Annotated in this window: 28 protein-coding genes and 2 pseudogenes; 18 read left to right on the forward strand and 12 right to left on the reverse strand. The window is 70.7% G+C overall.

Annotated features, from left to right (window positions below; translation table 11 throughout):
* Positions 1–42: 42 nt before the first annotated feature.
* The gene (locus HS99_RS19950; protein WP_030281045.1) at positions 43–912 is read left to right on the forward strand and encodes a MurR/RpiR family transcriptional regulator; all 870 of its coding nucleotides are present in this window, start codon (positions 43–45) and stop codon (positions 910–912) included.
* Positions 913–1,002: 90 nt separating this feature from the next.
* Positions 1,003–1,326, forward strand: coding sequence for a hypothetical protein (locus HS99_RS19955; RefSeq protein WP_033350007.1), 324 nt, complete (start codon positions 1,003–1,005; stop codon positions 1,324–1,326).
* Between the two features lie 17 nt (positions 1,327–1,343).
* Here HS99_RS19955 and HS99_RS19960 read toward each other — a convergent pair whose 3' ends face one another.
* From HS99_RS19960 to HS99_RS19970, 3 genes are read right to left on the reverse strand one after another with little or no spacing between them, the layout of a single operon-like run.
* Positions 1,344–1,982 (reverse strand): restriction endonuclease subunit S, encoded by a 639-nt coding sequence (locus HS99_RS19960; RefSeq protein ID WP_030597239.1) that lies wholly within the window; start codon positions 1,980–1,982, stop codon positions 1,344–1,346.
* The gene (locus HS99_RS19965; protein ID WP_030281052.1) at positions 1,979–3,637 is read right to left on the reverse strand and encodes an N-6 DNA methylase; all 1,659 of its coding nucleotides are present in this window, start codon (positions 3,635–3,637) and stop codon (positions 1,979–1,981) included. The genes HS99_RS19960 and HS99_RS19965 overlap by 4 nt, the downstream gene beginning before the upstream one ends.
* An 18-nt stretch (positions 3,638–3,655) precedes the next feature.
* Positions 3,656–4,321, reverse strand: coding sequence for a hypothetical protein (locus HS99_RS19970; RefSeq protein WP_030281054.1), 666 nt, complete (start codon positions 4,319–4,321; stop codon positions 3,656–3,658).
* A gap of 462 nt (positions 4,322–4,783) precedes the next feature.
* Between HS99_RS19970 and hutU the strand changes: the two genes are divergently transcribed.
* Genes hutU through hutI form a run of 4 tightly spaced genes read left to right on the forward strand, consistent with a single transcriptional unit; the run spans position 4,784 to position 10,224 of the window.
* The gene (hutU, locus tag HS99_RS19975; RefSeq protein WP_030281056.1) at positions 4,784–6,454 is read left to right on the forward strand and encodes a urocanate hydratase; all 1,671 of its coding nucleotides are present in this window, start codon (positions 4,784–4,786) and stop codon (positions 6,452–6,454) included.
* An 11-nt stretch (positions 6,455–6,465) separates the two neighbouring features.
* The gene (locus HS99_RS19980; protein ID WP_030281058.1) at positions 6,466–7,647 is read left to right on the forward strand and encodes an allantoate amidohydrolase; all 1,182 of its coding nucleotides are present in this window, start codon (positions 6,466–6,468) and stop codon (positions 7,645–7,647) included.
* Positions 7,638–8,999, forward strand: a complete 1,362-nt coding sequence (locus tag HS99_RS19985) for a formimidoylglutamate deiminase (RefSeq protein WP_232543293.1) — start codon at positions 7,638–7,640, stop codon at positions 8,997–8,999. The genes HS99_RS19980 and HS99_RS19985 overlap by 10 nt, the downstream gene beginning before the upstream one ends.
* A gap of 49 nt (positions 9,000–9,048) precedes the next feature.
* Positions 9,049–10,224 carry an imidazolonepropionase gene (gene hutI, locus HS99_RS19990; protein ID WP_030553185.1) on the forward strand — a complete coding sequence of 392 codons (1,176 nt, stop codon included), beginning with the start codon at positions 9,049–9,051 and terminating at the stop codon, positions 10,222–10,224.
* A gap of 59 nt (positions 10,225–10,283) precedes the next feature.
* On the opposite strand, the gene HS99_RS19995 is transcribed toward hutI, so the two are convergent.
* The 3 genes from HS99_RS19995 to HS99_RS20005 all read right to left on the reverse strand — a co-directional run bounded on the left by HS99_RS19995 (position 10,284) and on the right by HS99_RS20005 (position 11,603).
* Positions 10,284–10,484: a DUF397 domain-containing protein gene (locus tag HS99_RS19995; protein WP_030553187.1), complete on the reverse strand. Its 201-nt coding sequence runs from the start codon at positions 10,482–10,484 to the stop codon at positions 10,284–10,286.
* A gap of 62 nt (positions 10,485–10,546) precedes the next feature.
* Entirely contained in the window at positions 10,547–10,747 is a 201-nt protein-coding gene (locus HS99_RS20000; RefSeq protein WP_030553189.1) for a DUF397 domain-containing protein, read from the reverse strand.
* Positions 10,740–11,603: a helix-turn-helix domain-containing protein gene (locus tag HS99_RS20005; RefSeq protein ID WP_030553191.1), complete on the reverse strand. Its 864-nt coding sequence runs from the start codon at positions 11,601–11,603 to the stop codon at positions 10,740–10,742. Before HS99_RS20005 ends, HS99_RS20000 begins: the two co-directional genes overlap by 8 nt.
* Before the next feature lie 290 nt (positions 11,604–11,893).
* Here HS99_RS20005 and HS99_RS20010 point away from each other — a divergent pair, with 290 nt between their 5' ends.
* From HS99_RS20010 to HS99_RS48445, 6 genes and pseudogenes are all read left to right on the forward strand, one after another.
* Positions 11,894–12,259 carry an ATP-binding protein gene (locus tag HS99_RS20010; RefSeq protein WP_046385433.1) on the forward strand — a complete coding sequence of 122 codons (366 nt, stop codon included), beginning with the start codon at positions 11,894–11,896 and terminating at the stop codon, positions 12,257–12,259.
* Positions 12,256–12,507 (forward strand): hypothetical protein, encoded by a 252-nt coding sequence (locus HS99_RS20015; RefSeq protein WP_030553195.1) that lies wholly within the window; start codon positions 12,256–12,258, stop codon positions 12,505–12,507. The genes HS99_RS20010 and HS99_RS20015 overlap by 4 nt, the downstream gene beginning before the upstream one ends.
* Positions 12,495–12,626: a hypothetical protein gene (locus HS99_RS47860; RefSeq protein WP_267885545.1), complete on the forward strand. Its 132-nt coding sequence runs from the start codon at positions 12,495–12,497 to the stop codon at positions 12,624–12,626. The genes HS99_RS20015 and HS99_RS47860 overlap by 13 nt, the downstream gene beginning before the upstream one ends.
* A gap of 158 nt (positions 12,627–12,784) precedes the next feature.
* Positions 12,785–14,305, forward strand: a complete 1,521-nt coding sequence (locus HS99_RS20020; RefSeq protein ID WP_046385434.1) for a WXG100-like domain-containing protein — start codon at positions 12,785–12,787, stop codon at positions 14,303–14,305.
* Positions 14,289–14,600 (forward strand): hypothetical protein, encoded by a 312-nt coding sequence (locus HS99_RS20025; protein WP_141763769.1) that lies wholly within the window; start codon positions 14,289–14,291, stop codon positions 14,598–14,600. The genes HS99_RS20020 and HS99_RS20025 overlap by 17 nt, the downstream gene beginning before the upstream one ends.
* 229 nt (positions 14,601–14,829) lie before the next feature.
* Positions 14,830–15,288, forward strand: a pseudogene (locus HS99_RS48445) (hypothetical protein); the annotation flags it as partial.
* Here the strand turns inward: HS99_RS48445 and HS99_RS44150 are convergent.
* Together HS99_RS44150 and HS99_RS20040 are read right to left on the reverse strand one after the other, a co-directional pair.
* Positions 15,221–15,421: a hypothetical protein gene (locus tag HS99_RS44150; protein WP_030291246.1), complete on the reverse strand. Its 201-nt coding sequence runs from the start codon at positions 15,419–15,421 to the stop codon at positions 15,221–15,223. The pseudogene HS99_RS48445 and the gene HS99_RS44150 overlap by 68 nt on opposite strands.
* Before the next feature lie 16 nt (positions 15,422–15,437).
* The gene (locus HS99_RS20040) at positions 15,438–15,626 is read right to left on the reverse strand and encodes an eL43 family ribosomal protein (RefSeq protein WP_030291248.1); all 189 of its coding nucleotides are present in this window, start codon (positions 15,624–15,626) and stop codon (positions 15,438–15,440) included.
* A gap of 255 nt (positions 15,627–15,881) precedes the next feature.
* Here HS99_RS20040 and HS99_RS46840 point away from each other — a divergent pair, with 255 nt between their 5' ends.
* Both HS99_RS46840 and HS99_RS20045 read left to right on the forward strand, forming a co-directional pair.
* Positions 15,882–16,055 (forward strand): helix-turn-helix domain-containing protein, encoded by a 174-nt coding sequence (locus HS99_RS46840; RefSeq protein WP_232543292.1) that lies wholly within the window; start codon positions 15,882–15,884, stop codon positions 16,053–16,055.
* 173 nt (positions 16,056–16,228) lie between these two features.
* Positions 16,229–17,095 (forward strand): XRE family transcriptional regulator, encoded by an 867-nt coding sequence (locus HS99_RS20045; protein ID WP_232543291.1) that lies wholly within the window; start codon positions 16,229–16,231, stop codon positions 17,093–17,095.
* A 29-nt stretch (positions 17,096–17,124) separates the two neighbouring features.
* Here HS99_RS20045 and HS99_RS20050 read toward each other — a convergent pair whose 3' ends face one another.
* Together HS99_RS20050 and HS99_RS20055 are read right to left on the reverse strand one after the other, a co-directional pair.
* The gene (locus HS99_RS20050) at positions 17,125–19,143 is read right to left on the reverse strand and encodes a S9 family peptidase (protein WP_030553203.1); all 2,019 of its coding nucleotides are present in this window, start codon (positions 19,141–19,143) and stop codon (positions 17,125–17,127) included.
* An 83-nt stretch (positions 19,144–19,226) separates the two neighbouring features.
* The gene (locus tag HS99_RS20055; protein WP_030290976.1) at positions 19,227–20,735 is read right to left on the reverse strand and encodes a peptide MFS transporter; all 1,509 of its coding nucleotides are present in this window, start codon (positions 20,733–20,735) and stop codon (positions 19,227–19,229) included.
* Positions 20,736–21,063: 328 nt separating this feature from the next.
* Here HS99_RS20055 and HS99_RS20060 point away from each other — a divergent pair, with 328 nt between their 5' ends.
* Positions 21,064–21,738 (forward strand): response regulator transcription factor, encoded by a 675-nt coding sequence (locus HS99_RS20060; RefSeq protein ID WP_030290974.1) that lies wholly within the window; start codon positions 21,064–21,066, stop codon positions 21,736–21,738.
* 63 nt (positions 21,739–21,801) lie between these two features.
* Complete coding sequence (locus HS99_RS20065) at positions 21,802–23,049, forward strand: sensor histidine kinase (protein WP_030290972.1); 1,248 nt, start codon at positions 21,802–21,804, stop codon at positions 23,047–23,049.
* Positions 23,050–23,126: 77 nt separating this feature from the next.
* Here HS99_RS20065 and HS99_RS20070 read toward each other — a convergent pair.
* Positions 23,127–23,426: pseudogene (locus HS99_RS20070) on the reverse strand (ester cyclase); the annotation flags it as partial.
* Positions 23,427–23,535: 109 nt separating this feature from the next.
* The gene (locus HS99_RS20075) at positions 23,536–24,114 is read right to left on the reverse strand and encodes a GtrA family protein (RefSeq protein ID WP_050366747.1); all 579 of its coding nucleotides are present in this window, start codon (positions 24,112–24,114) and stop codon (positions 23,536–23,538) included.
* Positions 24,115–24,371: 257 nt separating this feature from the next.
* On the opposite strand from HS99_RS20075, the gene HS99_RS20080 reads away from it, so the two are divergent.
* Positions 24,372–25,511 (forward strand): 5-(carboxyamino)imidazole ribonucleotide synthase, encoded by a 1,140-nt coding sequence (locus HS99_RS20080; protein WP_030290965.1) that lies wholly within the window; start codon positions 24,372–24,374, stop codon positions 25,509–25,511.
* Positions 25,508–26,032, forward strand: a complete 525-nt coding sequence (gene purE / locus HS99_RS20085) for a 5-(carboxyamino)imidazole ribonucleotide mutase (RefSeq protein ID WP_030290964.1) — start codon at positions 25,508–25,510, stop codon at positions 26,030–26,032. Before HS99_RS20080 ends, purE begins: the two co-directional genes overlap by 4 nt.
* Positions 26,033–26,134 lie beyond the last annotated feature (102 nt).

Raw genomic sequence — 26,134 nt, forward strand, 5'->3', positions numbered from 1 at the left:
CACAGTCGTCGTTCCGAACGCTCGCATCCGGAGGTAGAGCTGATGACCGCCACCGACGAGGCCGGTACCGTCGGCCCCTCCGCCCGGCTGCTCCAGCTGTTCGAGGGGCACCGGCTGACGCCCACCCAGCGGCGGATCGCCCACTCGCTGGTCCGGCACGCCGGCGAGGCGCCGTTCCTGTCCAGCGTCGAGGTCGCCGAACTCGCCGGGGTCAGCCAGCCCTCCGTCACCCGCTTCGCGGTCGCCCTCGGGTACGACGGCTACCCGGCGCTGCGCAAGCAGCTGCGCGAACTCGGCGCGGGCGAGCCGGCCGCACCGGAGACCCCGGACGACGCCGTGCGCAACGAGCACCAGCAGGCCGTGCTGGCCGAGATCGAGCACCTGCGCCACCTCGCCGAACTGCTCGCCGACCCCGAGCCGATCATCCGGGCCGCCCGGCTGCTCGCCGCCTCCCGCCCGCTGCCGGTGCTCGGTCTGCGGGCGGCCTCGGCACAGGCGCGCGGCTTCGCGTACTTCGCGGCCAAGGTGCACCCGGACGTCCGGCTGCTGGACGAGGGCGGCAGCATGCTCGCCGACCGGCTGGAACAGGCCACCGCGGCGGGTGCCACCGCGCTGCTGTGCTTCGCCCTGCCGCGCTACCCGCGGGAGTTGATGGACGCCCTGGTGGTGGCCCGGGAGTGCGGGCTGACCGTGCTCACCGTGGCCGACAGCGCCTTCTCGCCGGTGGCCAAGCTCTCCGACCTGATGCTGCCGGCCGCCGTCGGCACCGGGCTGGTCTTCGACACCGCCTGCGCGCCGATGATGCTCGGCCGGGTGCTGCTGCAGACCATGTGCGACGAACTCCCCGGCGCGGAGGCCCGGTTGGAGGCGGTCGAACACGCGGCGGCGGCGCGGGGGCTGTTCTTGGAATAGGCGCGGCCTGGAATGAGCACAGCCTCGACATGAGGCCGGGGGAGTACTTGCCACGAACCCGGGCATCCCCTAATGCAGGGGGTGCCGCCCATGCGCGTGATCCACGAGATGAAGTTCGTCGCCCGCCTGGCCTCGGGTGCCGACGAATGGTCCTGCCCCGCCTGCGGACGCCGCGTCACCCTGCGGCGCCTGCCCGAACCCGAACTGACCGTCCTCGACCCGGGCGACGAGTCCGCCGTCCACGTCGGCGTCATCGAACCCGACGCCCGCGCCACCGCGGCCGCCGAGAAGTACGGCCTCGGTCCGGTCCAGAACATCCCCCGCCCGCCCTCCCCGCCCGCCCCCGACGCCGCCGACCGCCGCTGGCTCGCCGAGATCGGCATCGACTGGGACGGCGGCGACGCCGCGGCGTGACGAGAGGACCGGCGCGCTCAGTTCCAGTGCGGCGACATGGCCCCGGTGAACATTGCCGGGGAGATGAGGTCGCGCAGCTCTGCGGTGGTACGGGCGATCTCTTCGTGGACGGCGATCTTCTCCGACAGCCCTTCCAGGATCTCCGTGATGGCGGCGGCTTGCGCGTGGGGCGGCAGGTTCACCGGCAGCTTGGAGAGGGCCGCCACCGTGACGCTCGGGATGCCGACGGTGCTCGTACTGGCCTGTTCGAACCAGTTCTTGGCCACGGGACTGCCCAGGTAGTGCAGCAGGTACCCCTGCCATTCCGGGGCTCGGAGCCGCAGCCGCAGCAGGTTGCCGCTGAACAGCCAGCCTGCTTCTGCATCGGTGATGCGGGCCGCCCGCCCCGGATCTCCCGTGCGCGCGCAAACGATGTCGCCCGGCCGCAGGCGGTACTGATCGACCTTCGACTCTGCCTCCTGGGGCAGGAAAGTGAGATCGGCGTGGACGATCTGCCCCCGGTAGCCGATGTTCATCGGGCGCAGCAACGGGATGCCGGCGTTGCTGCGGCTCGCCGGATTCGTGAGGTGGCCGGGGCCGGACTGGATCTCACAGAGCACGCCGAGTTCCGTGGTCGTCCAGTCGGCCGGGATCGGCTGCTCGGCACTGTACGTCATGGCATTCCGTTCAGCAGGCGGGCGACCTGGTGGTCCACTTCCTGGGCTCGCACGTGCAGGCGAGCCAGTTCCTCGCGGATCCGGTGCAGCCGGTCCGTGGTGGCGGCCAGGTCGATCGGGGGGCCGGACCGGTGCATGTATCTGGCCGGGTCGAGTACGAAGTCCGCCGCCTTGATCTCAGCGAAGGTGGCGCGGCTGCTCGACCAGCGAGGGGAGCGGGTTCCGGTGAACTCGTGGGGAGCTCGCCGCCACGCCCGGTACTCGGCGACCAGCTCCGACACGTCCGTCTCGGTCAGTACGCGCAGCGTGCGGGTGTCCATCTCTCCCGCTTCCCGGGCGTCGACGAACCACACGTCCGGTGGGGAGTCCCCGGAGGGGCGGCGCAGGAGCCACAGACAGACCCCGATGGTCGTCGAGCTGAAGAGGCCGGGGGGGAGCGCGACCACTCCTTCGACGACGCCGGCTGACAGGAGCCGGGCGCGAATCTCGCGCTCCCTGCCCCCGCGGAAGGCCGCACCATTGGCCATGACGACGATGGCCTGCCCGTCGGGGGTCAACGACCGGACCGCGTGCTGGATCCATCCCAAGTCCGCATTACGCTCCGGTGGAGTGCCGAACGGCCAGTCCTCCCAGGCGAAACGTGCGTCGTAGCGGGCCTTCATGCTGAATGGTGGATTGGTCAGGACCAGGTCGTAGGCGACTGGCCCGGTCCGCCCACGTTCACTGGGCAGGTAAGGCTCGATCGCGGTCCGGAACGGAACGCCGTGCAGCATCAGGTTCATCGCGGCGATCCGGCGGTGCCGTTCGTTCGGGGTCTCGGCGACGGCCAGGTCCACGGTCGGGCCGCGCCCGGTTGGCTTGCCGCCGAATTCCACGAGCAGCTCGCCGGAGCGGCAGAACGGATCGTAGATGTCGGAAGGCTGCGGGAGCTCGCCCGCCAACTCGACCATGAGCCGACGCAGGGACGGCGGAGTCACCAGCTGTTCGCCGCGCCGTCCGAGTTTCTCGGTCTCGGTCTGGAGCAGTAGGCCGAACAGGTCGGCGGCCTGGGGTGCGTGGGTGATCTCCTCGATGAGGTGGCCGGCCCTCTCCAGAGACCATCGCTCGGGATCGGTGATAGGCCCGTCGGCCTCGCCGACCCATCCGTCGCCCTCCGGCCCGAGCAGGTCGGCCCGGATCCGGGCCAGGCTCCAGATCGGGCTTCGCCCGTGGTGAAGGTCATACGTGGCAGTCCGCCACTCGGTCGGAGCGTACCCACGAACGAAGACGAGTGACAGGAGGAGTTCCAGGTACAGGGATTCCCGGCCCGAATGACGCCAGGGCTCGCCGAGTGGGCCCAGCAGCGCCGTCGCCAGGCGACGCGACAGCGCGGGGTCGGGCGCGTCCGTCTCTTCGCGGATGCCTGCGGATCGACGGAACCGGTCGCCGTAGGTGGTTCCGGGGCGCTCGTCGGAGTTGAGTGCATTGGCCGGAATCGCACGTGGCGACAGCCATGCGGCCACCTCGTCGACCGCGAACAACTCGGCCCCCCCTACCAGCACCGGCTTCGGGTAGTCGGGGTGGCGCCTTTCCCAGTTGCTGACGGCGGGTCGGCTCACCCCGGCGTGCTTGGCGATGCCGGAACGGGAGATGAATCGTGCGGTGCCCTCCGGCATGGTGCTCACCACCTTCGGTCAGAACTGTGGGGTGCGCAGGCCGGCGCAGGTGTCCTGGCGCTGCTTCAGTACGGTCGGGACCCTGTCCAGCTGCCTCGCCTCGGCCGACAGGTCGGCGTTCAGGAGGTCCAGGAGGCGGAAGAGAGTCGCGTGGTCGGCTTCCAGACGGCGGTGGTGGATCGGTTCGTGGTGGCTGATGCGGTTGCGCAACAGCATCATGGTGGTGAACTGCCGGTGCAGGTCGTCCCGGCGTCCCGATCCGCGTGGGAAGGCCCGGTGGAGGGCCGGGACCCAGAAGGTCCGGTCGTACCTCCTGGACAGCAGCTTCACCCAGAAGCCGAAGGAGAGTTCGGCGACCACGTCGTCGGCAGTCGCCGGTCGGTGGTTGATCCGCCGCCCGCACTTGGTCTGGGCGTCCGAGACGAGCCGGGCGCCATCAGCGTCCAGCGGTGCGATCGACCACCAGTCGGGGCGTCCGAACCTGTGCATGAGGGCGCCGTGCAGGGCGTTGCGCAGGGCCACCTCAAGACAGTGAAGGGGACCGTAGAAGGCGGCCGACACTTCGATGTTCCACCAGTACAACCGGATCGCCGCAGACCGGCCACCGGCCGCCGTGGCGTAGGTCTGCAGGCGCGCTCCCGAGAGGCTGCGCTCTGCCCAGGTGGGCCATTCGCCGGTGTTCACGGAATCCCCCGAGTGGACGGTGAGGCCTTGCAGCCCCGGAGACGACTGGTAATCTCGGTCGAGTAAGCCCCGGGTCGCCTCTGCCTGCATGCCGCCCGGGGCACTGCTGTTTCTCGGGCGCATCGCCTCGGAGGCACTGCGCGGCCGTGGCGGATCACCGGCCTGTGCGTGCCGTTCCCGTCTTTCCGGACACTACAGTCGCGTCGCTGACGCCGCAAGCGCATTGCCGTGAGCTCGAATCTGTTAACCCCTCGCCGTGATGCGCGCGGGTGTCCGCTCCTGATGCTCGATGCCCGCCGTTGCCAGGCCGAACGGGTGGGTGGCCGAGGGTCTGGGGCGCGGGTGGAGGTCGGTGGCCGCCGGGGCTGATCGGATTGTTCGGGGGTCTGGTCGAAAGTGGCTTGTTTAGTTATATTCAGTCGAACCGAGCTTGAATGAATCCATCCGCAGAGAGGCCGGGACATGGTGCAGCAGCAGGCGAGCGGGCCGCGTGAGGTGCGTGCGGCGCGGGGGACGGGACTCACGACGCAGGGGTGGCAGCAGGAGGCTGCGCTGCGGATGCTGATGAACAACCTCGACCCCGAGGTGGCCGAGCACCCCTCGAAGCTGGTCGTGTACGGCGGCACCGGCAAGGCCGCGCGGGACTGGCGCTCCTTCGACGCCATGGTGAAGACGCTGCAGGGGCTGAAGCAGGACGAGACCATGCTGGTCCAGTCCGGGCGGCCGGTCGGCGTCATGCAGACCCACGAGTGGGCGCCGCGCGTGCTGATCGCCAACTCCAACCTGGTCGGCGACTGGGCCAACTGGGAGGAGTTCCGCCGGCTGGAGAGCCTCGGGCTCACCATGTACGGCCAGATGACCGCCGGCTCCTGGATCTACATCGGCACCCAGGGCATCCTCCAGGGCACCTACGAGACCTTCGCCGCCGTCGCCAACAAGCGCTTCAACGGCACGCTGGAGGGCACCATCACCCTCACCGCCGGTCTGGGCGGGATGGGCGGCGCCCAGCCGCTGGCCGTCACCATGAACGGCGGCGTGGCGATCTGCATCGACTGCGACCCGTCCCGGATCTCCCGCCGGATCGAGCACCGCTACCTGGACGTCGAGGCCAAGGACCTCAGCCACGCCCTGGAGCTCGCCACCGCCGCCCGCGACAAGAAGCAGCCGCTCTCCATCGGCGTGCTGGGCAACGCCGCCGAACTGGTCCCGCAGCTGCTCGCGATGGACGCGCCGATCGACATCGTCACCGACCAGACCAGCGCCCACGACCCGCTGGCCTACCTGCCGGTCGGCGTCGCCTTCGACGACATGGCCGACTACGCGGCCGCCAAGCCCGCCGAGTTCACCCAGCGCGCCCGCGAGTCGATGGCCGCCCACGTCGAGGCGATGGTCGGCTTCCTGGACCGTGGCGCCGAGGTCTTCGACTACGGCAACTCGATCCGCGGCGAGGCCCAGCTGGCCGGCTACGACCGCGCGTTCGCCTTCCCCGGCTTCGTCCCGGCGTACATCCGCCCGCTGTTCTGCGAGGGCAAGGGCCCGTTCCGCTGGGCCGCGCTGTCCGGCGACCCGCAGGACATCCACAAGACCGACAAGGCCGTCCTCGACCTCTTCCCGGAGAACGAGTCGCTGGCCCGCTGGATCAAGATGGCCCAGGAGAAGGTGCACTTCCAGGGCCTGCCCGCGCGCATCTGCTGGCTCGGCTACGGCGAGCGCGACAAGGCAGGTGAGCGCTTCAACGACATGGTCGCCTCCGGCGAGCTGTCCGCCCCGATCGTGATCGGCCGCGACCACCTGGACTGCGGCTCGGTGGCCTCCCCGTACCGCGAGACCGAGGCGATGCTGGACGGCTCGGACGCGATCGCCGACTGGCCGCTGCTCAACGCCATGGTCAACGTGGCCTCCGGTGCCTCCTGGGTGTCCATCCACCACGGCGGCGGCGTCGGCATCGGCCGCTCGATCCACGCCGGCCAGGTCACCGTCGCCGACGGTACGGCGCTGGCGGGCGAGAAGATCCGCCGGGTGCTCACCAACGACCCGGGCATGGGCGTCATCCGGCACGTGGACGCCGGGTACGACCGCGCCACCGAGGTCGCCGCCGAGCGCGGTGTGCGCGTCCCGATGGGTGAGCTGTGACCTTCCAAGAGATGTGGGCGGAGCTGCTCCCCGTGGGCCGCTCCGCCGCCTCCGGCGGCTACCGCCGCTTCGCCTGGAACTCCGCCGACGCCGAGTGCCGTGCCTGGTTCGAGCAGCAGGCCCGCGGCCGCGGCCTGACGTACGAGCTGGACCGCAACGGCAACCAGTGGGCCTGGCTGGGCGATCCTCACGGTGAGGGCGCGGTCGTCACCGGCTCGCACCTGGACTCCGTCCCGGACGGCGGCGCCTTCGACGGCCCGCTCGGGGTGGTCTCCTCCTTCGCCGCCCTGGACGAACTGCGCGCCCGCGGGGCCGAGTTCGACAAGCCCCTGGCGATCGTCAACTTCGGTGACGAGGAGGGCGCCCGGTTCGGCGTGGCCTGCATCGGATCCCGGCTGACCGCCGGGGTGCTCTCCCGCGACGCCGCGTACGAGCTGCGCGACGCCGGCGGGGTGCGGCTGCCCGACGCGATGGAGAAGGCCGGCTACGACCCGACCGCGATCGGCGCGGACGAGGAGCGGCTGTCCCGGATCGGCGCCTTCGTCGAACTCCACGTCGAACAGGGCCGCCACCTCGCCGAGGGGCAGCCGGTGGGTGTGGCCGGGGCGATCTGGCCGCACGGCCGCTGGCGCTTCGACTTCCACGGCGAGGCCAACCACGCCGGCACCACCCGGATTGAGGACCGCCGCGACCCGATGCTGACGTACGCCAACACGGTGCTCGCCGCCCGCAAGAAGGCGAAGCTGGCGGGCGCGCTGGCCACCTTCGGCAAGGTCGCGGTCGAGCCCAACGGCACCAACGCGATCGCGTCGCTGGTGCGCGGCTGGTTGGACTCCCGGGCCGCCGACGAGCGCACCCTCACCGAGCTGGTCGCCGAGATCGAGCGGGCCGCCGCCGAGCGCGGCGAGCGCGACGGCGTCCGGGTCGAGCTGACCCGCGAGTCCTACACCCCGGTGGTGGACTTCGACGGCCCGCTGCGCGACCGGCTCGCCAAGCTGCTCGACGCCCCGGTGCTGCCCACCGGCGCGGGACACGACGCCGGGATCCTGGCGTCCGCCATCCCGACCGCCATGCTGTTCGTGCGCAACCCCACCGGCGTCTCGCACTCCCCGGCCGAGCACGCCGAGACGGCCGACTGCCTGGCCGGGGTCACCGCCCTCGCCGACGTACTGGAGGACCTGGCGTGTCATTGACCGTGCCGGTGAGCTACTGGGCGCAGTACGCCTGGCTGCCGCACCCCAACGGGCCGGTGGTCGAGCAGGACGTGCTGATCACCACCGGCCCCGACGGCCGGATCGTCCGGGTGGAGCCGGACAGCGGGCCCTGCCCGTCCGGCGCCGTCCGCCTCGACGGGCTGCTGCTGCCCGGCCAGGCCAACGCCCACTCGCACGCCTTCCACCGGGCGCTGCGCGGGCACGTCCAGGTCGGCTCCGGGACATTCTGGACCTGGCGGGACACCATGTACCGTTTCGCTGGCGCGCTCGACCCGGACAGCTACCTGGAGCTCGCCACCGCCGTCTACGCCGAGATGGCGCTCGCCGGGATCAGCGCCGTCGGCGAGTTCCACTACCTGCACCACGCGCCCGGCGGCGCCCGCTACACCGACCCGAACGCGATGGGCGAGGCGCTGATCGAGGCCGCCGCCCGGGCCGGCATCCGGATCACCCTGCTGGACACCTGCTACCTGTCCTCCGGTTTCGGCGCCGAACCCACCCACCCGCAGCTGCGGTTCAGCGACGGCGACGCCGAGGCCTGGGCGGTCCGCGCCGACGCGCTCAAGCCGCGCGAGCACGCCCGGATCGGCGCTGCCATCCACTCGGTCCGGGCCGTCCCGGCCGAGCAGCTGGGCACCGTCGCGCACTGGTCGGCGATGCGCGGGGCGCCGCTGCACGTCCACCTGTCCGAGCAGACCGCCGAGAACGACGCCTGCCTGGCCGCGCACGGCGTCACCCCGACGCGGCTGCTCGCCGACCACGGCGCGCTCGGCCCGCGCACCTCGGCCGTGCACGCCACCCACCTCACCGACGAGGACGTCACGCTCCTCGCCGACTCCTCCACCACCGTCTGCATGTGCCCCACCACCGAGCGGGACCTCGCCGACGGCATCGGCCCGGCCCGCCGGCTCGCCTCGGCGGGCAGCCCGATCAGCCTGGGCAGCGACAGCCACGCGATCATCGATCCGTGGGAGGAGGCGCGGGCGCTGGAGCTGGACGAGCGGCTGCGGACCCGCACCCGCGGGCACTGGACGGCGAACGCGCTGCTGCGGGCCGGTGGCGAGGACGGGCACGCCTCGCTGGGCTGGCCCGAGGCCGGGCGGATCGAGGCCGGGGCGCTCGCCGACTTCACGGCGATCACGCTGGACTCCGTCCGTACGGCCGGGCCGCCGCCCCGGCTCGGCGCCGAGATCGCGGTGTTCGCGGCCTCGGCGGCGGACGTGCGGCACCTGGTGGTCGGCGGGCGGCACGTCGTCCGGGACGGCGTCCACCAGCTGGTGGCCGACGTGCCGGGGGCGCTGCGCTCCGCGATCGGCGCGCTGGACTGCTGAACCCTGTTGTCCGACTCCCTTTGTCCGACTCCCTTCGGAAGGCGTTGACTTGAGCACCAGGACCACTGTGATCACGGGCATCGGCAGCCTGGTCACCAATGACCCCGGGCACGGCACCGGGCCGCTCGGCCTGCTCACCGACGCGGCCGTGGTGATCGACGGCGACACCGTCGCCTGGGTCGGCCCGGCGGCGCAGGCCCCGGCGGCGGACGAGCGCTTCGACGCCGAGGGCCGGGCGCTGCTGCCCGGCTTCGTCGACTCGCACGCCCACCTGGTGTTCGCGGGCGACCGCACCGCCGAGTTCAACGCCCGGATGTCCGGGCAGGCGTACTCGGCGGGCGGCATCCGCACGACGGTGGCGGCGACCAGGGCCGCTTCGGATGCGGAGCTGGAGGCGAACCTGGCCGGGTTCGTCCGGGAGGCGCTGCGGCAGGGCACCACCACGATCGAGTGCAAGTCCGGCTACGGGCTGACGGTCGAGGACGAGGCCCGAGCGCTGCGGATCGCGGCGAAGCACACGCCCGAGACCACGTACCTGGGGGCGCACATCGTCGCTCCCGAGTACGCCGAGGACCCGGCGGGCTACGTGGACCTGGTGACCGGCGAGATGCTGGACGCCTGTGCGCCGCACGCCCGTTGGGTGGACGTGTTCTGCGAGAAGGGGGCGTTCGACGGCGACCAGGCGCGGGCCGTCCTGACGGCGGGCATCGAGCGCGGGCTGACGCCGAGGGTGCACGCCAACCAGCTCACGTACGGGCCGGGCGTGCAGCTGGCGGTGGAGCTGGGGGCCGCGTCGGCGGACCACTGCACGCACCTGACAGATGAGGATGTCGCGGCGCTGGCGGGTTCGGCGACGGTCGCGACGCTGCTGCCGGGGGCGGAGTTCTCCACCCGGGCCGAGTACCCGAGCGGGCGCAGGTTGTTGGACGCTGGCGCGGTGGTCGCGCTGTCGACGGACTGCAACCCGGGATCGAGCTTCACGAGTTCGATGGCGTTCTGCATCGCGGTGGCGGTGCGGGAGATGGGGATGACGCCGGACGAGGCGGTCTGGGCCGCGACTGCGGGCGGCGCGCACGCGCTGCGCCGCAGTGACGTCGGTGTGATCACTGCTGGTGCCCGCGCCGACCTGCTCCTCCTTGATGCCCCCTCCCACGTCCACCTCGCCTACCGCCCGGGCGTGCCGCTGACGGCGGCGGTCTGGCGGGAGGGCGTCCGGGAGGTCTGAGGCCCGGGACTGTAGACGGCCCCCGCGCCCCCGGGGTGGCGGGCGCGGGGGCTTCTTGTTTAGGCGTCGGCGATCAGGTGGTCGAACTCGCCGGCCTTGGCGCCCTGGAGGAAGTCGGCGAACTTGTGAGGCGTGGTGCGCACGATGACATCGCTCTCATCGGACTCGCGGAGCTCAATCGCCGCGTTGGCAGTCCGAACCTCAACGCATGCGTTGCTGGATCCTGAGTAACTGGACTTCTGCCACGCAGAGCTGGTCATGAGAATCAGGCTAGCCACCGGCGGCCTCTTGCGGGAAGCAAGAGGCCGCCGGAACGATTCGCTCAGGCGTTGGTGATGAGGTGGTCGAACTCGCCGGCCTTGGCGCCCTGGAGGAAGGCCGCGAAGTTCGGGCGGGTGGTGTGGACGATGACATCGCCCTCGTCGGACTCCCGGAGCTCGATCACCCCTTCATGTCCGCGCACCTCGACGCAGTTGCTGGCTGCTTCGCTGAAGCTGGATTTCTGCCACTCGGAGCTATTCATACCTGTCGTTCAGTTCCTTCATGATCGAGCGAATGTAATCTCGCGACTCGCTCTCCGGGAGCGCGACGGCTTCGATGCGCTCAAAGATTGCGCGATAGCCTGCCAACTGGGCGGGCGAGTCGAAGATGTGGGAGCCGTGGGACGAGTCAGCCTGGACCGTATCCAGCTCCGGCACCGGTCCCTCCGCGTAGATCAGGTTCTCACTGGGGCCAGGGAAGTCGGCCGTATCGAACGGAACGACTCGCAGTGAGACTCCCGGAAGCTGGGAGTCTTCGACGAGGGAACCGAGCTGTTCCTTGAGTACTGCGGGGCCGCCATACTGAATTCGCAGCGCTGCCTCGTGGACCAGTGCCACGTACGGCGTTTCACCGGACCGAATAGTCTGCTGCCTGCGCAGGCGGAACCCCACCCTGCGATCGACCTCGCGACCGGGAAGAGGGGTGAAACCTCTCGCGAAAACGGCAGCGGCGTAGGGGACCGTCTGAAGCAGCCCCGGGATGAAGCCGATGTTGAAGCTCTTGAGCCTCTTCGCATGTCCCTCCATTTCCGCCACATCAATGGGGGCGGCTGTCAGGGTGTTGCGGTACTCATCCCACCAGGCCCGATCTCGCTCCCTGGCCATCCCGGCGAGCGCGTCAACCAAGGGCGCGTTGGCACACATGCAAGCCTCCGCGATCTCGTGCAGGCGCTCCACGCTGACGGCGGACTTCCCGTTCTCCATCTGCGTCACCAGAGCTGGAGTCACACCGAGCAAGCGGGCGAGGTGGCTGCCTGCGAAGCCGGCCTGCTCTCGCATTCTCCGCAGTTCAGCGCCGAGCCGACGCTGGCGAAGGGTCGGGTTCTGGCGGTTGGCCATGGCGTCCTCTCTGCCGGTACAGGCGCCAGTCTGCCGTGCCGCGCGCAGGGGTGGCCATCCGGGGATGACTCCATCGGGGGAACCTTCGCGCATTGAGCTTAACCTTAAGCTCCAATGGGCTATCGTCGTCCACAGCTCGATCCGACGAGTCGTCAGTAATGCCTGTGTATGGGGCAGTAGGCGCCTGCTGCCCGCGCACCGAAGAGCAACCGCCGCCCCGGTCTGGCTCACGGTGACGACCGTCATCACCTCTCCATCTGTCCCCACGCCACAGCCTCACGGAGGTTCCCGTGTGCACCCGTAACACTCCCTCGCTCACCCTTTCCCGTCAGGCCCTGCGGGACGCCATGACCCGCAGCGGCCGCTGGGACGCCGAGGCCATCTTCAACGCCGAACTCGCCCTCTGCGAGCTGATCTCCAACGCCTGGCGGCACGGCGCGACCCCCGCGCCCGTCGTCTGGTTCTCCATCCTCGACCAGACCCTCCGCGTCACCGTCTCCGACGAGAGCGACGCCCTCCCGCAGCCGCGAACGTCCCCCGGCCTCACCGAGACCGGCCGGGGCCTCCAGCTGGTCGAGGGCCTCACCGACCGCTGGGGCGTCGACCCGCAGAAGCGCGGCAAGACCACCTGGTACGAGCTGGACTCCGACGCGTGACCCGCGACCCCATCGCCCCGGAAGACCCCCGGATGCGCGACTACACCGAAACTCAAATCACCTCCCTCCTCGGCGAGTTGCACCGCCGGCGCCTCCCGCACGGCCTCCTCTGGGGCTCCGCCGCGCCCGGCGAGAAGACCCTCGACGGCCGCATCCTGATCGACTTCGGCAACTCCCCGGTGAGCACTCTCCTCAACCTCCTCCACCTCCTCCGAGACCTGGAGAGGGACGAGCCGTGGCACCGGTGAAGTTCTTCGTCGGTGCGGTCCTCCTCGCCCTGCTCGCCCTCGCGATCGCCACCGTCGCCCTCGGTGTCCTCGCCACCCTCAAGATGCCCCGCCCCGAGCACCGCGACGACCGGTCCTGACGCCCACGCGCAGGCCCTCGCCCACCCAGGCCGGGGGCCTCGCGGGCAATCACGACCCCGCGTGAGCGGGATCACGCCCACCGCGTGAAACCCCGTCAGCCGGTTCGTCGATCTCATCACCGTAGTGGTGAGTTCCGTGAACGTGTACGGGGTGACGCATGGGTGAGTCCGCGGCCGCGAAGGCCGTGCAGAAGGTCACCGGCATGTGGTGGCCGGACGCCGACCCGGACAAGCTGCGCACGGTGGCCGACGCGTGGGAGGCGATGGCCACCGCCATCGACAACGTCACCGCCCCCACCAACCAGGCCGCCGCCGCCATCGTCGCCAACAACCACGGCCCAGCGATCGACGCCTTCGGCAAGTTCTGGGCCCGGTACTACGGCGGCAAGGACAGTGCGGGCAAGGGCAAGGGCTGGCTGCCCGAGACCGCCGACGCCTGCCGCGCCCTCGCGAAGGCGCTGCGCGACTTCGCCCACGAGGTCGACAAGGCGATCAAGAAGCTGGAGGAGGAGGCCGCGATCGTCGGCGGCACCCTCGTCGTCGGCGCCGCCCTGGCCATCGTCACCTTCAGCATCTCGGCGGACATCGCCGCCGCCACCGCCGCGGGCATCGTCGCCACCGCCGCGGCCGTCGGTGTCACCGTGTCCGAGGCCATCGCCACCATCGCCGCCACCGTGCTGGTCGGTGCCGCCTTCGGCGCGGTGGAGGCCATCACCGTCGACCTCGCGGTCGCTCAGCCCATCCGCGTCGAGCTGTTCGGCGACGGCGGCTACAGCCTCACCGAGGCCGCCGACTCCGCCGAGACCGGCGGCATCATGGGCGGCGCCGGGGGCGGCCTCGGCGCCGGCGCCCGCGTCGTGACCACCGCCGCCGAGACCACCGAGAACGCCTCCGTCGCCCTCGCGGGCCTCGCCAAGGTCGCCAACGCCGCCGACACCGTCCCCGGCCGCATGATCACCGGCGCCGGCCTCACCTACGGCTACGACACCGCCTTCAAAACCGGCCCCGTCATGCCCCTCGACCTCGTCCTCGGCGCCGTCGGCAGCGCCGCCGGGCCCCGCGCACGCTCCACCGAGAGCGCCCCGTACGTGCCCAGGCACGCCAAGCCGGTCGAGCTGCCGATGCCCGGCAGGCTGCCCCCGCGCGAGTACGTCGAGGCCCACCCGAGCGTCGCCAAGGTGACCACGGAACTGGCACGCGTGCCGCCCAAGGTCTTCAACCACGTCTGGGACTACCTGAAGGCCGCGCCCGGCGGCGGCATCAGCATCGGCCCCAGGCCCATCACCGAACTCCCGGGCGGCTTCCACCTCGCCGGGGTCAAACCGGTGGGCGGCAGCGCACCCGCGGAACACGTACCCGGTATGTACCTGCCCACCGAGCGCAGGCTCCTCATCGATTCGAGCGCCAATACGAAGAGCAGTGTCGCGGTTCACGAGTTCGGGCACGCGGTTGACGAGGCCTACGGTTTCAAGAGCCGTCAGCCGGACTGGCAGCATGTGCAGCAGCAGGTTTTGGACCGGATCGGCGGAAACCCGAAGCTCGACGCCTACACCCGCCAGCCGCACGAGTTCTTCGCCGAGGCTTTCAATCACTGGACGGCCAAGAAGCTGACCAAATTCACATTCGGCGACCGTGAGGCCGCGAAGATCCTGAAGGAGTATTTTGAGCGAGCATTCTGAGCCCTACGAAGTCCTCGCGTTCCCGATGCTCGACGCCGACGGCGTGACCATCTGGCAGAAGTACGGCGGCAGGACCGTGGAGGGGTACTACTACGACGGCTGGCACAAGATCGAGCCCGGCGACCCCCGCTACGACGAACTGCTCCCGCAGGCACGCGAGAACCCCCAGGACGACGATGATGACGAGGACGACCTGGACGACCTGGACGACGACGGGCCCACGGTCCACCCCGAGACCCTGGCCATGCTGATGGACATGCAGCGCCGAACGACCGAGCGCGGCGAGCAACACTGAAACACGCGAAGGCCCTCGCCCGCCCAGGTCGAGGGCCTCGCGGGCGCCCACTGTCAGCCGGGATAGGGGGTCGCCCTGTGTTCCAGGAAGTGCTGGAGCCGGAGGCCCCGGTGCTGACGTGCTCAGGTGGCCTTCAAACGCTCCAGGAGCTCAGGGACGCCGTCGACCTTGCGAGAGGTGTTGAAAGCCGGTGTGAGCTCCCGGATCAGGGCTACGCACCGGCCTCAAGTTCCGCATCCACCCCCTCGCCGCCGCCATCGCCCACGACCAGCTCGCTCGCCTGGACGGCTACCTCGCAGGCCGGGCGGACGTCGCGCGCTACCTGACCGGACAGCTGGTCCGGATACCGGGCCTGGGGGTCACCGAAGTGCCCGAAGGAGTCGTCCCTTCCTGGTACGGGTTGACGCTCACGTCGATGGCATCGCGGCTCCCTGATCGCGGGCACCATCCGGGCGGAATCCTGGCGATGGTTCCACCGTCGGGTACCGGGGCAGCCTCGGCGGGTGCTGCCGTCCTCGCAGCACCCTCGCTGCGAGGACGCGTGTACACCAGCGCTGGCCATGGACTTCGTGAGCGGCCCGCTCCCCGCATGCAGGGAGCGGGCCGCTTCGGTGTGCCGATCAGCCGAAGGGCAGGACCTGGGTGCTGCCACCGGCCAGGATGCGCTGGTATTCACTCCCGCCGCTGAGTGAGCGGTAGTTGAGCACCGGATCGCCCGCCCGTACGAGGGTGGTCGCACATCCGAGGCACCAGGGCTGTGGCGGCTGCACGTCGAGATCCTCGATCACCGCAGGAGCGGAGCACTGCGTGCAGTCCGCCATCGCGTCCTCCCCGGGGTCAGGCCCAGGTGGAGCCGCACGTGGTGCAGCCCCATCGGCCGTCCATGGTCTGGTATGTGGCGCCCGATCCGCAGACCGGGCAGGTGCGGGCGCTCGGCTCATAGACCCGCTCCAGCAGGGTACTGGGCGTTGAGGTGGTGGTGGGCTCGATCTCGGTGACGGGCTTGTCGAGCAGGACGGTAGTCATGGCGTCTCCCCTCCGGATGAAGTGACAGAGATGCGCCGGCCGGGCATCACCCAGGGAACTCGGCTGTGGTCCAGATGTGGATGCTGTCGGGGTGCTCCCGCACGCCGTGTGCGTGCTCCGCACACCTCGTGCGCACCCCGCCTGGGGATGGCGTCCTGTCGATACGGTTGCCACTCCACGCAGTCGAAGGGCGACACCGTGTCACGTCAACGTCAACTCGGGGTGCTCATCAGGGCCGCTCGGTGTGCACGGCGGATGACTCAGGCCCAGCTGGGCCGCGCGTGTGGCTACTCGGCGTCGGCGATCAGCCGGGTCGAGGCGGGCGCGCTCCGGCCAACCGAGCAGGCGCTGCTGCGAATTGCCAGGCGTTGGACCTGCCGCTTGACGCCATTGGTCTGGGTCGACCGGCTACGCTGGCACAGGATGTGACCCCGGATCAGGAGGACGCCATGCTCCGCAGGCAGCTGCTCGTGGCTGGCATGGCGGCAGCTGGGGCGCTTTCATCCGCCTCCGCTGCTGCCGCGCGCCCGGATGCATCAGCCCGGATCGTTGGGGCCCTGTAGGAGCCCGAACCCTCTGAACCCACGTCGTTGCGGCAGCTCATGGCATCGCTGACATCGGCGCGCGCGCAGTTCACGGCGGCCCGCTACCGACAGCTCGGCGACTTCCCGCCCGGCTTGCTGGGCTCGGCGCAGGCGACCCGCGAGGCCCTGTCCGGCCGGTCCCGTGAGGAGGCCCATGGGTGTGTGGCCCGTGCCTGGGTGCTGGCGACGGAACTCGCGTTGAAGGCTCACTCCGACGTCGCGTGGCCGGCAGCGGACCGGGCTCTGGCTGCGGCCCAGGCCAGCGGCGATCCGGTGGTGCACGGGGAGGCGGCTCGGGTTCTGGCGATCACGATGCGACGTTCAGGACGCCCGGCCGCCGCCGTCGATCTCCTGCGTCGCACCGCTGACTCGCTCTCCCAGGACCGAAACGACGTGTCTTGGGCTGTGGCGGCGACCCTGCTGATGACGTCCGCCTACACGGCTGCGTGCGGGCAGCGCCGAAGCGACGCCCTCGACCTCATGTCGGGCGCGGCGGATGCGGTCGGCCGGGTGATCAGCGCCAGGTTCCGGCCGAGCACCCCGCTGTTTACCGTCGACGCCACCAGCACGCAGGTGGACCTGTACTGGATTGGCGTACACACGGCGCTGGGCACCCCCGACGAGGGGGTGCCGTACGCGGCGCGGATCGCGCCGGGACAGCTGCCGACCACCGAGCGCCGGGCCCGGTACGGCACAGACTGCGCGCGCATGTGGCACCATCTCGGCGACCACCGCAAGACGTTCGCGTCGCTGCGGTTCACCGAGCAGGTCGCCCCGGAGGAGGTGCGTCGGCCGGCTCTGCGGGCTCTCACAGCGGACCTGCTGTACGCGCCGGTCGCCGTGGCCGGCGTGCGGGAGTTTGCCGCGCGCACAGGCGTCTCATAGGGGGGCGGCGGGCCCGGGAGGGCCTTCGGTCATGAGAGGCCCAAGGACCGCCGCAGGAACGTCAGTTCGTGCCGGAGCAGGTTTGCCAGCACGGCCTCGTCGGTCGGGCGGTGACCGGTTGCCCGCAGGGGCAGGACGTCGTGGGGGCGGCCGGCGGCGACCAAAGCACTGGAGAGCCGCAGGGTGTGGGCGGGGTAGACGTTGTCGTCGGCCAGGCCCTGGATCAGCAGCAGCGGGCGGCTCAGGTTCGGCGCCTCGGCGATGAGGGAGCCGTCGTCGTAGTGCTCGGGGTACTGGTCGGGGTGGCCGAGGAAGCGTTCCTGCCAGTGGGTGTCGTAGAGGCGCCAGTCGGTGGGCGTGGCCCCGGCCGAGGCGGCGTGGAAGACGTCCGGCCGCCTCAGCACCGCGAGGGCGGCCACGTAGCCGCCGAAGGACCAGCCGCGGATGCCGACCCGGTCGAGGTCGAGCAGTCCGGGCCGCAGCCGGGCCGTCTCCCGCAGGCCGTCGATCTGGTCCTCCAGCGGGGGCCCGGCCTTGTCACCCCAGACCGTCTTGTCCCACTGCGGCCCGCGGCCGGGGGTGCCTCGTCCGTCTATGACCAGCACCGCGAAACCCTGGTCGGCGAACCACTGCGACACCTGCTCGTGCCAGACGCCGCCGGTGGTGACCTTCTGCATCGCGGGCCCGGCGTACGGGTCGAGCAGTACGGGCAGCGGGCCGTCGCCGGGGCGATACCCGGTGGGCAGGTAGAGCGCGGCGCGCAGTTCGCGAGGGCCGAGGCGGAGCAGCTCGGGGCGGGCGGTGACGACGGGCGGTTCGGCGTACGAGGTGAGGGCGAGCGGCGGGCGGCCCTCCCGGAGCACGGTGGAACGGACACCCTCGGACCGGGTGGTGAGCACCAGCGTGCCGCCGCGCCGTACCCCGTCGTGCAGGCCCGGGCCGTCGCTCAACTGCTGCAGGCCGAGATCGGGCCGGTAGACCCACAGGTGCGTCTCCGTAGGTTCCTCGGAGGCGGTGAACAGCACCTCCTCGCCCTCCGTCCCGACCACCGCCCGCAGCTGCAGCCCCTCCGGCGTGACGGGTTTGCCGTCGACGGTGAGCCGCCGGGTGCCGCCGTCATCGGTGGTGTCGACCAGCGCCCCGCCCGCCGTCCGGGCCGGAAGGCCGGGGACCAGCTCGATCCAGTGCGGGTCCGTCCGCTCGGCGAGCAGCCGGGTGGCGCCGTCCGGCTCGATCGCGAGCGTACGCACCGTGCGCTGGTCGCGGCTCTGCACGGCGGCGTACGGGCCGTGGCCGTCCCAGCCGGCGGCGGTGAGGTACTCGAACGCATCGCGGTCCCAGCGGACCTCGACCCGACTGCCGTCGAGGCCGATCAGCCAGAGCGAGACGTCGGCGTTGGCGGTGCCGGCCAGCGGGTAGCGGATGGCGCGCGGCTGCTGCTGCGGGTCTGCCGGGTCGGCGAGGAAGAGTCGGGTGACGGCGCGCTCGTCGACCCGGGCGACCAGGAGCGCGGCGCCGTCGGGGGACCACCAGTAGCCGCGGTCGCGGTACATCTCCCCGGTGGCGACGTACTCGGCGAGGCCGTACGAGACGTCCTCGGCCTCGGGCTCGGCCAGCAGCCGGTCGCCCGTGCCGTCCGCGCCGACCACCCGCAGGGCGCCGCCGCTGACGTAGGCGATCGTGCGGCCGGTCGGGTCGAGCCGTACCTCCTGGGGCCGCCCGGCGGAGGGGATCGGGCGCACGTCACCCGTGACGGTGTCGACCAGCCACAGCCCGCCGTCCAGCGCGAAGACCGCGAGGGAGCCGGTGGCGTCGGTGCTGTACGAGGCGATGCCGGTGGCGGACCCGAGCACGCCCGGGTCGGCGATCAGCCGCTCCGCACCGGTCGCGGTGTCCAGCGCCCACAGGCAGATGAGCGGGTCGGTGCCGCCCCGGCTGCGCAGGAACAGGACGGTGGCGCCGTCGGCGGAGGGCTCCGGCTGGGTGGGGACCCCCAGGGTGAACCGTCTGGTGCGGGCAAGTTGCTGCGGAAACGAGTCGGTGGCCATGCGGGCACCGTAGGCGGAAAACGGCCGGGGCCGCCGTGGATCTCAGGAATCCACGGCGGCCCCGGAGCTTCACCGGGCGGACGTCAGTGCACGTCGCCCATGAGCTTGACGACCTTCTTGCGGTACATCGCCAGCGCGACACCCGCGAGGATCGCCATGACGCCCTGCACCGCGAAGTACGCGGTCCCGCCGACGATCTTGTCGCCCAGCACCAGCTGGAAGATGGCGGCGACGCAGTCACCCGCGGTGACGGCGAGGAACCAGACGCCCATCATCTGGCTGGCGTACTTGGTCGGCGCCAGCTTGGTGGTGACGGACAGGCCGACCGGGGAGAGGGTGAGCTCACCGACGGTCTGGACCAGGTAGACCATGGCCAGCCACAGCGGGGTGACCTTGGTGTCGCCGGAGGCGGAGGCCATCGCCAGCATCATGACGATGAAGGAGGCGCCGATCATCAGCAGACCGAAGGCGAACTTCATGGTGGTGCTGGGGTTCTTCGACCGGCGGGCCAGCGCGACCCAGATCCAGGCGAAGACCGGGGCCAGCGCCATGATGTACAGCGGGTTGAGCGACTGGAACCAGCTGGACGGGAAGTTGAGCCCGAACAGCGTGGACGCGGTGTGCTCGTCGGCGAAGATGTTCAGCGTCGAGCCGGACTGGTCGTAGATCATCCAGAACACGGCGGCGGCGACGAAGAACCAGATGTAGCCGCTCATCTTGGACTGCTCGTTGGCGTCGAGGTCCTTGTCGCGCTTCACCTTGGTGAAGACCAGGACCGGGATCGCCAGGCCCGCGATGGACAGCGGCCAGATCGCCCAGTTGATGGTGAAGTGGCCGGTAGCGGCGACGACGCCGTAGAAGACGGCGGCGATGGCCAGCCAGATGCCCGCCTTGGTGAAGATCTTCCGCTTCTCGTCCGGGGTGATCGGCGAGGTGACGACGTTGCTCTTCGGGCTCAGGTGGCGGGTGCCCAGCAGGAACTGGCCCAGGCCGAGGGCCATGCCGACACCGGCGAGGGCGAAGCCCAGGTGCCAGCTGACGCTCTGGCCGACGGTGCCGATGACCAGCGGGGCCGCGAAGGCACCGAGGTTGATGCCCATGTAGAAGACGGTGAAGCCACCGTCGCGGCGCGGGTCGTTCGGGCCGTCGTAGAGGTGGCCGACCATCGTCGAGATGTTGGCCTTGAGCAGGCCGGAGCCGACCGCGATGAAGGCGAGGCCGACGAAGAACGACGCGCTGAAGGGGACCGCCAGCAGGAAGTGGCCGATCATGATGATCGTGCCGCCGACCGCGACGGTCTTGCGAGCGCCGAGGAAGCGGTCCGCGATCCAGCCGCCCGGGAGGGCGAGCAGGTAGACCATGGCCGTGTAAACGCTGTACACGGCGGCGGCGACGGCCGTCTTCATGGCCAGGCCGCCGTCCGCGACGGAGGCGGTCATGTAGAGCACCAGCAGGGCGCGCATGCCGTAGTAGCTGAAGCGCTCCCACATCTCGCTCATGAAGAGAGTGGCGAGTCCCCGGGGGTGGCCGAGGAAGGTCTTGCCGCCAGGAGTGGCCGACGTGACGCCGGTGTCCAGGGTCGTAGACGCCATGAGTAGTGGTTCCTTGCCTGATCGCGTCCGCCTAGGGGGGTGGCGGCGGACGAACTTCAACCACTGTACGTGGCGATATTTGGCGTTATCAGATGACAAAAGCCACGCATTAGGTATGGGAATGGCAAAGTTCCAGGAAGATCTGCCCGATTGATCGATGGTAGACCGGCATGTCCTCCTTCGGTTTCAAGATCCAATCGGGGATTCTTCGCCGAACGACCGGTTGGTGTCACCCTGTTGGTCCATTGGGAAGCCTTGTATAACGATCACGCTCTGTGAACTACCTCACAGGGCGTACGGCCTTACCCGAGCGGACTACCATCACCACATGACCTGTGTGCTGCTCGCCGAGGACGATCCGGCGATCTCCGAACCGCTCGCCCGGGCCCTGCGACGGGAGGGCTACGAGGTGCTCGTCCGCGAGGACGGTCCGACCGCACTCGCCGCCGGCCTCACCGAGGAGGTCGACCTCGTCGTCCTGGACCTCGGCCTGCCCGAGATGGACGGTCTGGAGGTCTGCCGCCGCCTGCGCGCCGACGGCAAGAGCTGCCCCGTGCTGGTGCTGACCGCCCGCGCCGACGAGGTGGACACCGTGGTCGGCCTGGACGCCGGCGCCGACGACTACGTCACCAAGCCCTTCCGCCTGGCCGAGCTGCTCGCCCGCGTCCGGGCCCTGCTCCGGCGCGGCAACGTCGACCAGCTCACCACCGGTGCGCACGGGGTGAAGATCGACATCGAGTCCCACCGTGCCTGGCTCGGCGAGGAGGAGCTGACCCTCTCCGCCAAGGAGTTCGAGCTGCTGCGCGTCCTGGTCCGCGACGCCGGCCGGGTCGTCACCCGCGAGGAGATCATGCGGCAGGTCTGGGACACCACCTGGTGGACCTCGACCAAGACCCTGGACATGCACATCTCCTGGCTCCGCAAGAAGCTCGGCGACGACGCGGCGAACCCGCGCTACATCGCCACCGTGCGCGGGGTGGGCTTCCGGTTCGAGAAGAATTAACCCCGCACGGAGATCGTGGCCGGGCGGCGGCCGATGAAGCGGAAGACCTCGGGGAGCAGCAGCGTGAAACGCCGGATGATCAACTCGCTGCTGATCGTCGTCCTGGTGGTCGTCGTGGTGTTCTGCGTGCCGCTCGCCCTGGTCGAGAAGCGGACCATCGTCAGCTCGGCCCAGGACCGGGTGGACGCCACCGCCGTCCGGGTGCTCGCCCTGGTGGAGAGCCGGCTCGCCGCGGGTGAGGGCGTCAAGGAAGGCCGGGTCTTCGAGAGCCAGGTCACCGAGGGCAGCTACGTCGAGGTGCAGATCCCCGGCCAGCCGGTGCTCTCGGCCGGCGACCGCCCGGCCGGGAACCACCTGCTGAGGGCCGCCGAGCACGGCACCAGCGGCGAGATCGTCACGGTCGAGCAGTCCCGCGAGGACGTCGACCACGAGATCGCCAACAACCTCCTGCTGCTCGGCGTGGTCGCCCTGCTGGCCGTCCAGGCCGCCGTGGCGCTCGCCGTCTGGCAGGCCAAACGGCTCGCCCGGCCGCTCACCGAACTCGCCGAGACCGCCGAACGGCTCGGCTCCGGCGACCCCCGCCCGCGCGACCGCCGCTACGGGGTGCCCGAGCTGGACCGGATCGCCGAAGTGCTGGACACCAGCGCCGAGCGGATCGCCCGGATGCTCACCGCCGAACGCCGGCTCGCTGCCGACGCCTCGCACCAGCTGCGCACCCCGCTCACCGCGCTGTCGATGCGGCTGGAGGAGATCACCGCCCTGGCCGAGGAGCCGGAGACCGTCAAGGAGGAGGCGACCATCGCCCTTCAGCAGGTCGAGCGGCTCACCGACGTCGTCCAGCGGCTGCTCACCACCCAGCGCGACCCGCGCAGCCCCACCGCCGTCGCCTTCGACCTGGACGAGGTGATCAAGCAGCAGGTGGAGGAATGGGGCCCGACGCTGCGCGAGCAGGGCCGGGTGCTGTCCCTGGAGGGCCTGCACGGGGTCACCGCGGTCGGCACCCCGGGGACGGTGGCCCAGGTGCTGGCCACCCTGATCGAGAACTCGCTGATGCACGGCGCCGGGACGATCACCCTGCGGGTGCGGCCCTCCGGCACCTCGGTGGTGGTCGAGGTGCAGGACCAGGGCGCCGGGGTGCCGGCCGACCTGGGCAACCGGGTGTTCGAGCGCGCGGTCAGCGGCCGCAACTCCACCGGGATCGGGCTGGCCGTCGCCCGCGACCTGGCGGAGGCGGACGGCGGTCGGCTGGAGCTGCTCTCGCTGAAGCCCGCGGTGTTCGCGCTCTTCCTCGGCCGCAGCCACCAGGACTGATCAGCGGGCCTGACCGATCAGGGAGCCCTGGCCGGTGAGGAGCCCTGACCGGTAAGGAGCCTGATCGATCAGGAGCCCTGGCCGAGCTGCATGTCGCGGACCACGTCGAGGTCGGTGAAGGTGGGCGGCGCGTCGCAGAGTGCCACCATCTCGCGGAAGATCCGGTCGGTCTGGGGAAGCCTGGAGTTGCGCATCGCCTCCTCGTAGGAGGGGAACTCCACGATCTCCACCACGTGCCTGCTGTCGGAGCGGTCGGTGCCGACCACCGCGTGCGAAGCGGTCCGGGTGCCGTTGGTGGCCTCGACCCAGCTGTCCATGAGCTGGTTGAGGTCGTCGAGCCGGTCGGTCCTGCAGTCGATGATCTGGACGAACGCCATGGCGCGCCTCCTGGGCCCCCTCGGCCTCGATCGTCCACGGGCCGTGCTCGCCCTCGGTCACCACTGTCCTCTCGCGGAGGCGGGCCGGGCAAGGGGGGCGGGGAGGGGCCTACTCGGCCTTGGCGTAGCGGATCTGCTCGGTGACCAGCATCAGCTCGGCCTGGGCGGCCAGTTCCTGGCCGTCGGCGGTATGGGCGGCATGGGCGGCATCGGCGGTGGAGGCGACGGCGGCCGGCTCGGGCTCGGGGAGCGCGGTGAACACCCAGGTGCGGTAGGAGACGAAGCGGAACACGGTGGCCACGGCGAGGCCGATCACCTTGGCACCCAGCTGCTCGTAGTGCGAGTCCAGGTGGAGCACGTAGACCGTGAAGGCCAGCACGCCGGTCTCGATCAGCATGCCGATGCCGCTGAACACCAGGAACAGCGTGATCTCCCGCTTGCGGGAGGCGGCGTCGCGGTCCCGGTACAGCCAGTAGCGGTAGCCGAGGTAGTTGGTGGCGATCGCGATCACCGTCGCCGCGATGTTGGACCGCAGCGAGGCCAAGCCCAGACCGTTGATGCAGACCCAGAAGACGGCGAAGTTGATGACCACGCCACTCAGGCCGACGATGCCGAACTTCACTACCTCGCCCGTGAGCCCGCGCAGTTTCTGCACGAGCGGGGGTTTCGAAGCTGCGGTCGTCGCCATACCGGGTGGCCTCCATGTACCTGCGGGAAAAAGGGCGTCCCACTGGGCCGGGGACACCCCTTGAGCCCTGCGTGCACGCACATGATCCGACCGCGCGGACGAGGACCTAGCCGTCCAGGCTACCCGCTCCCACCGAACGGCTCAGCCGTCCGGGTGCGGGGTTGACATCTACGCGCGTCCACTACTCACGGCCCCACCGCGGCTCCGAGGCCCCCCACCGGCCCGGATATCCTGGCGGGGTGACTTCCCCGGGCAACATGAATTTTCCAGTGGTGGGCATGATCGGTGGCGGGCAGCTGGCCCGCATGGCGCACCAGGCGGGGATCCCGCTCGGGATCCGGTTCAAGCTCCTCGCCGACACCCCCCAGGACTCCGCCGCACAGGTGGTGTCCGACGTCGTCCTCGGTGACTACCGCGACCTCGACACCCTGCGCCGCTTCGCGGCCGGGTGCGACGTCATCACCTTTGACCACGAGCACGTCCCCACCGAGCACCTGCGGGCCCTGGAGGCCGACGGCATCGCCGTCCGCCCCGGCCCGGAGGCGCTGGTCAACGCCCAGGACAAGGGCGTGATGCGGGCCAAGCTCGACTCCATCGGGGTGCCCTGCCCCCGGCACCGGATCGTCGCCGACCCGGCCGACGTCACCGCCTTCGCCGACGAGGGCACCGGCTACCCGGTCGTACTGAAGACCGTTCGCGGCGGCTACGACGGCAAGGGCGTCTGGGTCGTCGACGACGAGCAGGAGGCGCAGGCCCCGTTCCTGGCCGGCGTCCCGGTGCTGGCCGAGGAGAAGGTCGACTTCGTCCGCGAGCTGGCCGCCAACGTGGTCCGCTCGCCCAGCGGCCAGGCCGTCGCCTACCCGGTCGTCGAGAGCGTCCAGGAGAACGGCGTCTGCGCCGAGGTCACCGCCCCAGCGCCGGACCTCGACCCCGCCCTCTCCGACGAGGCCCAGCAGCTCGCCCTGCGGATCGCCGGCGACCTCGGCATCGTCGGCCACCTGGCCGTCGAGCTGTTCCAGACGCGGGACGGCCGGATCCTGGTCAACGAGCTCGCCATGCGCCCGCACAACTCCGGGCACTGGACCCAGGACGGCGCCGTCACCTCGCAGTTCGAGAACCACCTGCGGGCCGTCCTCGACCTCCCGCTCGGCGACCCCCGGCCGCGCGCCAGGTGGACCGTCATGGTCAACGTCCTCGGCGGCGACTACCCGGACATGTACCACGCCTTCCTGCACTGCATGGCCCGCGACCCCGGGCTGCGGATCCACATGTACGGGAAGGACGTGAAGCCCGGCCGCAAGGTCGGCCACGTCAACGTCTTCGGGGACGACCTCGACGACGTCCGCGAGCGCGCCCGCCATGCGGCCGCCTACCTGCGAGGAACGATCACCGAATGACGAACCCTGTCGTTGGCATCGTGATGGGCTCGGACTCCGACTGGCCGGTCATGGAGGCCGCCGCCCAGGCCCTGGACGAGTTCGAGATCGCGTACGAGGTGGACGTCGTCTCCGCCCACCGGATGCCCCGCGAGATGGTCGCGTACGGCGAGAACGCCCACCGGCGCGGCCTGAAGGCGATCATCGCGGGCGCCGGCGGCGCGGCCCACCTGCCGGGCATGCTGGCCTCCGTCACCCCGCTGCCGGTCATCGGCGTGCCGGTGCCGCTGCGCTACCTGGACGGCATGGACAGCCTGCTGTCGATCGTCCAGATGCCGGCCGGCGTCCCGGTCGCGACCGTCTCGGTGGCCGGCGCGCGCAACGCGGGCCTGCTCGCGGTGCGGATGCTCGCCGCCTTCGACGCCGAGCTCACCGAGAAGATGGCCGACTTCCAGGCCGAGCTGAACAACCAGGCCACCGAGAAGGGCAAGAAGCTCCGGGCCAAGGTGGCCGGCTCCTCGTCCTTCGGCTTCGGCAAGTAGGACTGCGCAAGTAGGACTGCGCAAGTAGGACTGCGCAAGCAGGACAGCGGCAAGCAGGACTGCGGCAAGCAAGGCTTCGACGAGCAAGAGCCGCCGACCCGT

Origin of the sequence: Kitasatospora aureofaciens, assembly GCF_001188955.3 — a bacterium.
GTDB classification, from domain to species: Bacteria; Actinomycetota; Actinomycetes; order Streptomycetales; family Streptomycetaceae; genus Kitasatospora; species Kitasatospora aureofaciens.

Coding starts and splice junctions, on each gene's coding strand:
- HS99_RS20000 (WP_030553189.1), bottom strand. CDS start 10,747: ATGAATAGCTCCGAGTGGCAGAAATCCAGCTTCAGCGAAGCAGCCAGC.
- HS99_RS19955 (WP_033350007.1), top strand. CDS start 1,003: ATGCGCGTGATCCACGAGATGAAGTTCGTCGCCCGCCTGGCCTCGGGT.
- HS99_RS19965 (WP_030281052.1), bottom strand. CDS start 3,637: ATGCCGGAGGGCACCGCACGATTCATCTCCCGTTCCGGCATCGCCAAG.
- HS99_RS46840 (WP_232543292.1), top strand. CDS start 15,882: ATGACTCAGGCCCAGCTGGGCCGCGCGTGTGGCTACTCGGCGTCGGCG.
- HS99_RS44150 (WP_030291246.1), bottom strand. CDS start 15,421: ATGGCGGACTGCACGCAGTGCTCCGCTCCTGCGGTGATCGAGGATCTC.
- HS99_RS20005 (WP_030553191.1), bottom strand. CDS start 11,603: ATGGCCAACCGCCAGAACCCGACCCTTCGCCAGCGTCGGCTCGGCGCT.
- HS99_RS20050 (WP_030553203.1), bottom strand. CDS start 19,143: ATGGCCACCGACTCGTTTCCGCAGCAACTTGCCCGCACCAGACGGTTC.
- HS99_RS20045 (WP_232543291.1), top strand. CDS start 16,229: ATGGCATCGCTGACATCGGCGCGCGCGCAGTTCACGGCGGCCCGCTAC.
- HS99_RS19950 (WP_030281045.1), top strand. CDS start 43: ATGACCGCCACCGACGAGGCCGGTACCGTCGGCCCCTCCGCCCGGCTG.
- HS99_RS20060 (WP_030290974.1), top strand. CDS start 21,064: ATGACCTGTGTGCTGCTCGCCGAGGACGATCCGGCGATCTCCGAACCG.
- HS99_RS20020 (WP_046385434.1), top strand. CDS start 12,785: ATGGGTGAGTCCGCGGCCGCGAAGGCCGTGCAGAAGGTCACCGGCATG.
- HS99_RS19960 (WP_030597239.1), bottom strand. CDS start 1,982: ATGACGTACAGTGCCGAGCAGCCGATCCCGGCCGACTGGACGACCACG.
- HS99_RS19980 (WP_030281058.1), top strand. CDS start 6,466: ATGTGGGCGGAGCTGCTCCCCGTGGGCCGCTCCGCCGCCTCCGGCGGC.
- HS99_RS20040 (WP_030291248.1), bottom strand. CDS start 15,626: ATGACTACCGTCCTGCTCGACAAGCCCGTCACCGAGATCGAGCCCACC.
- HS99_RS20075 (WP_050366747.1), bottom strand. CDS start 24,114: ATGGCGACGACCGCAGCTTCGAAACCCCCGCTCGTGCAGAAACTGCGC.
- purE (WP_030290964.1), top strand. CDS start 25,508: ATGACGAACCCTGTCGTTGGCATCGTGATGGGCTCGGACTCCGACTGG.
- HS99_RS19995 (WP_030553187.1), bottom strand. CDS start 10,484: ATGACCAGCTCTGCGTGGCAGAAGTCCAGTTACTCAGGATCCAGCAAC.
- HS99_RS20055 (WP_030290976.1), bottom strand. CDS start 20,735: ATGGCGTCTACGACCCTGGACACCGGCGTCACGTCGGCCACTCCTGGC.
- HS99_RS20080 (WP_030290965.1), top strand. CDS start 24,372: ATGAATTTTCCAGTGGTGGGCATGATCGGTGGCGGGCAGCTGGCCCGC.
- hutU (WP_030281056.1), top strand. CDS start 4,784: ATGGTGCAGCAGCAGGCGAGCGGGCCGCGTGAGGTGCGTGCGGCGCGG.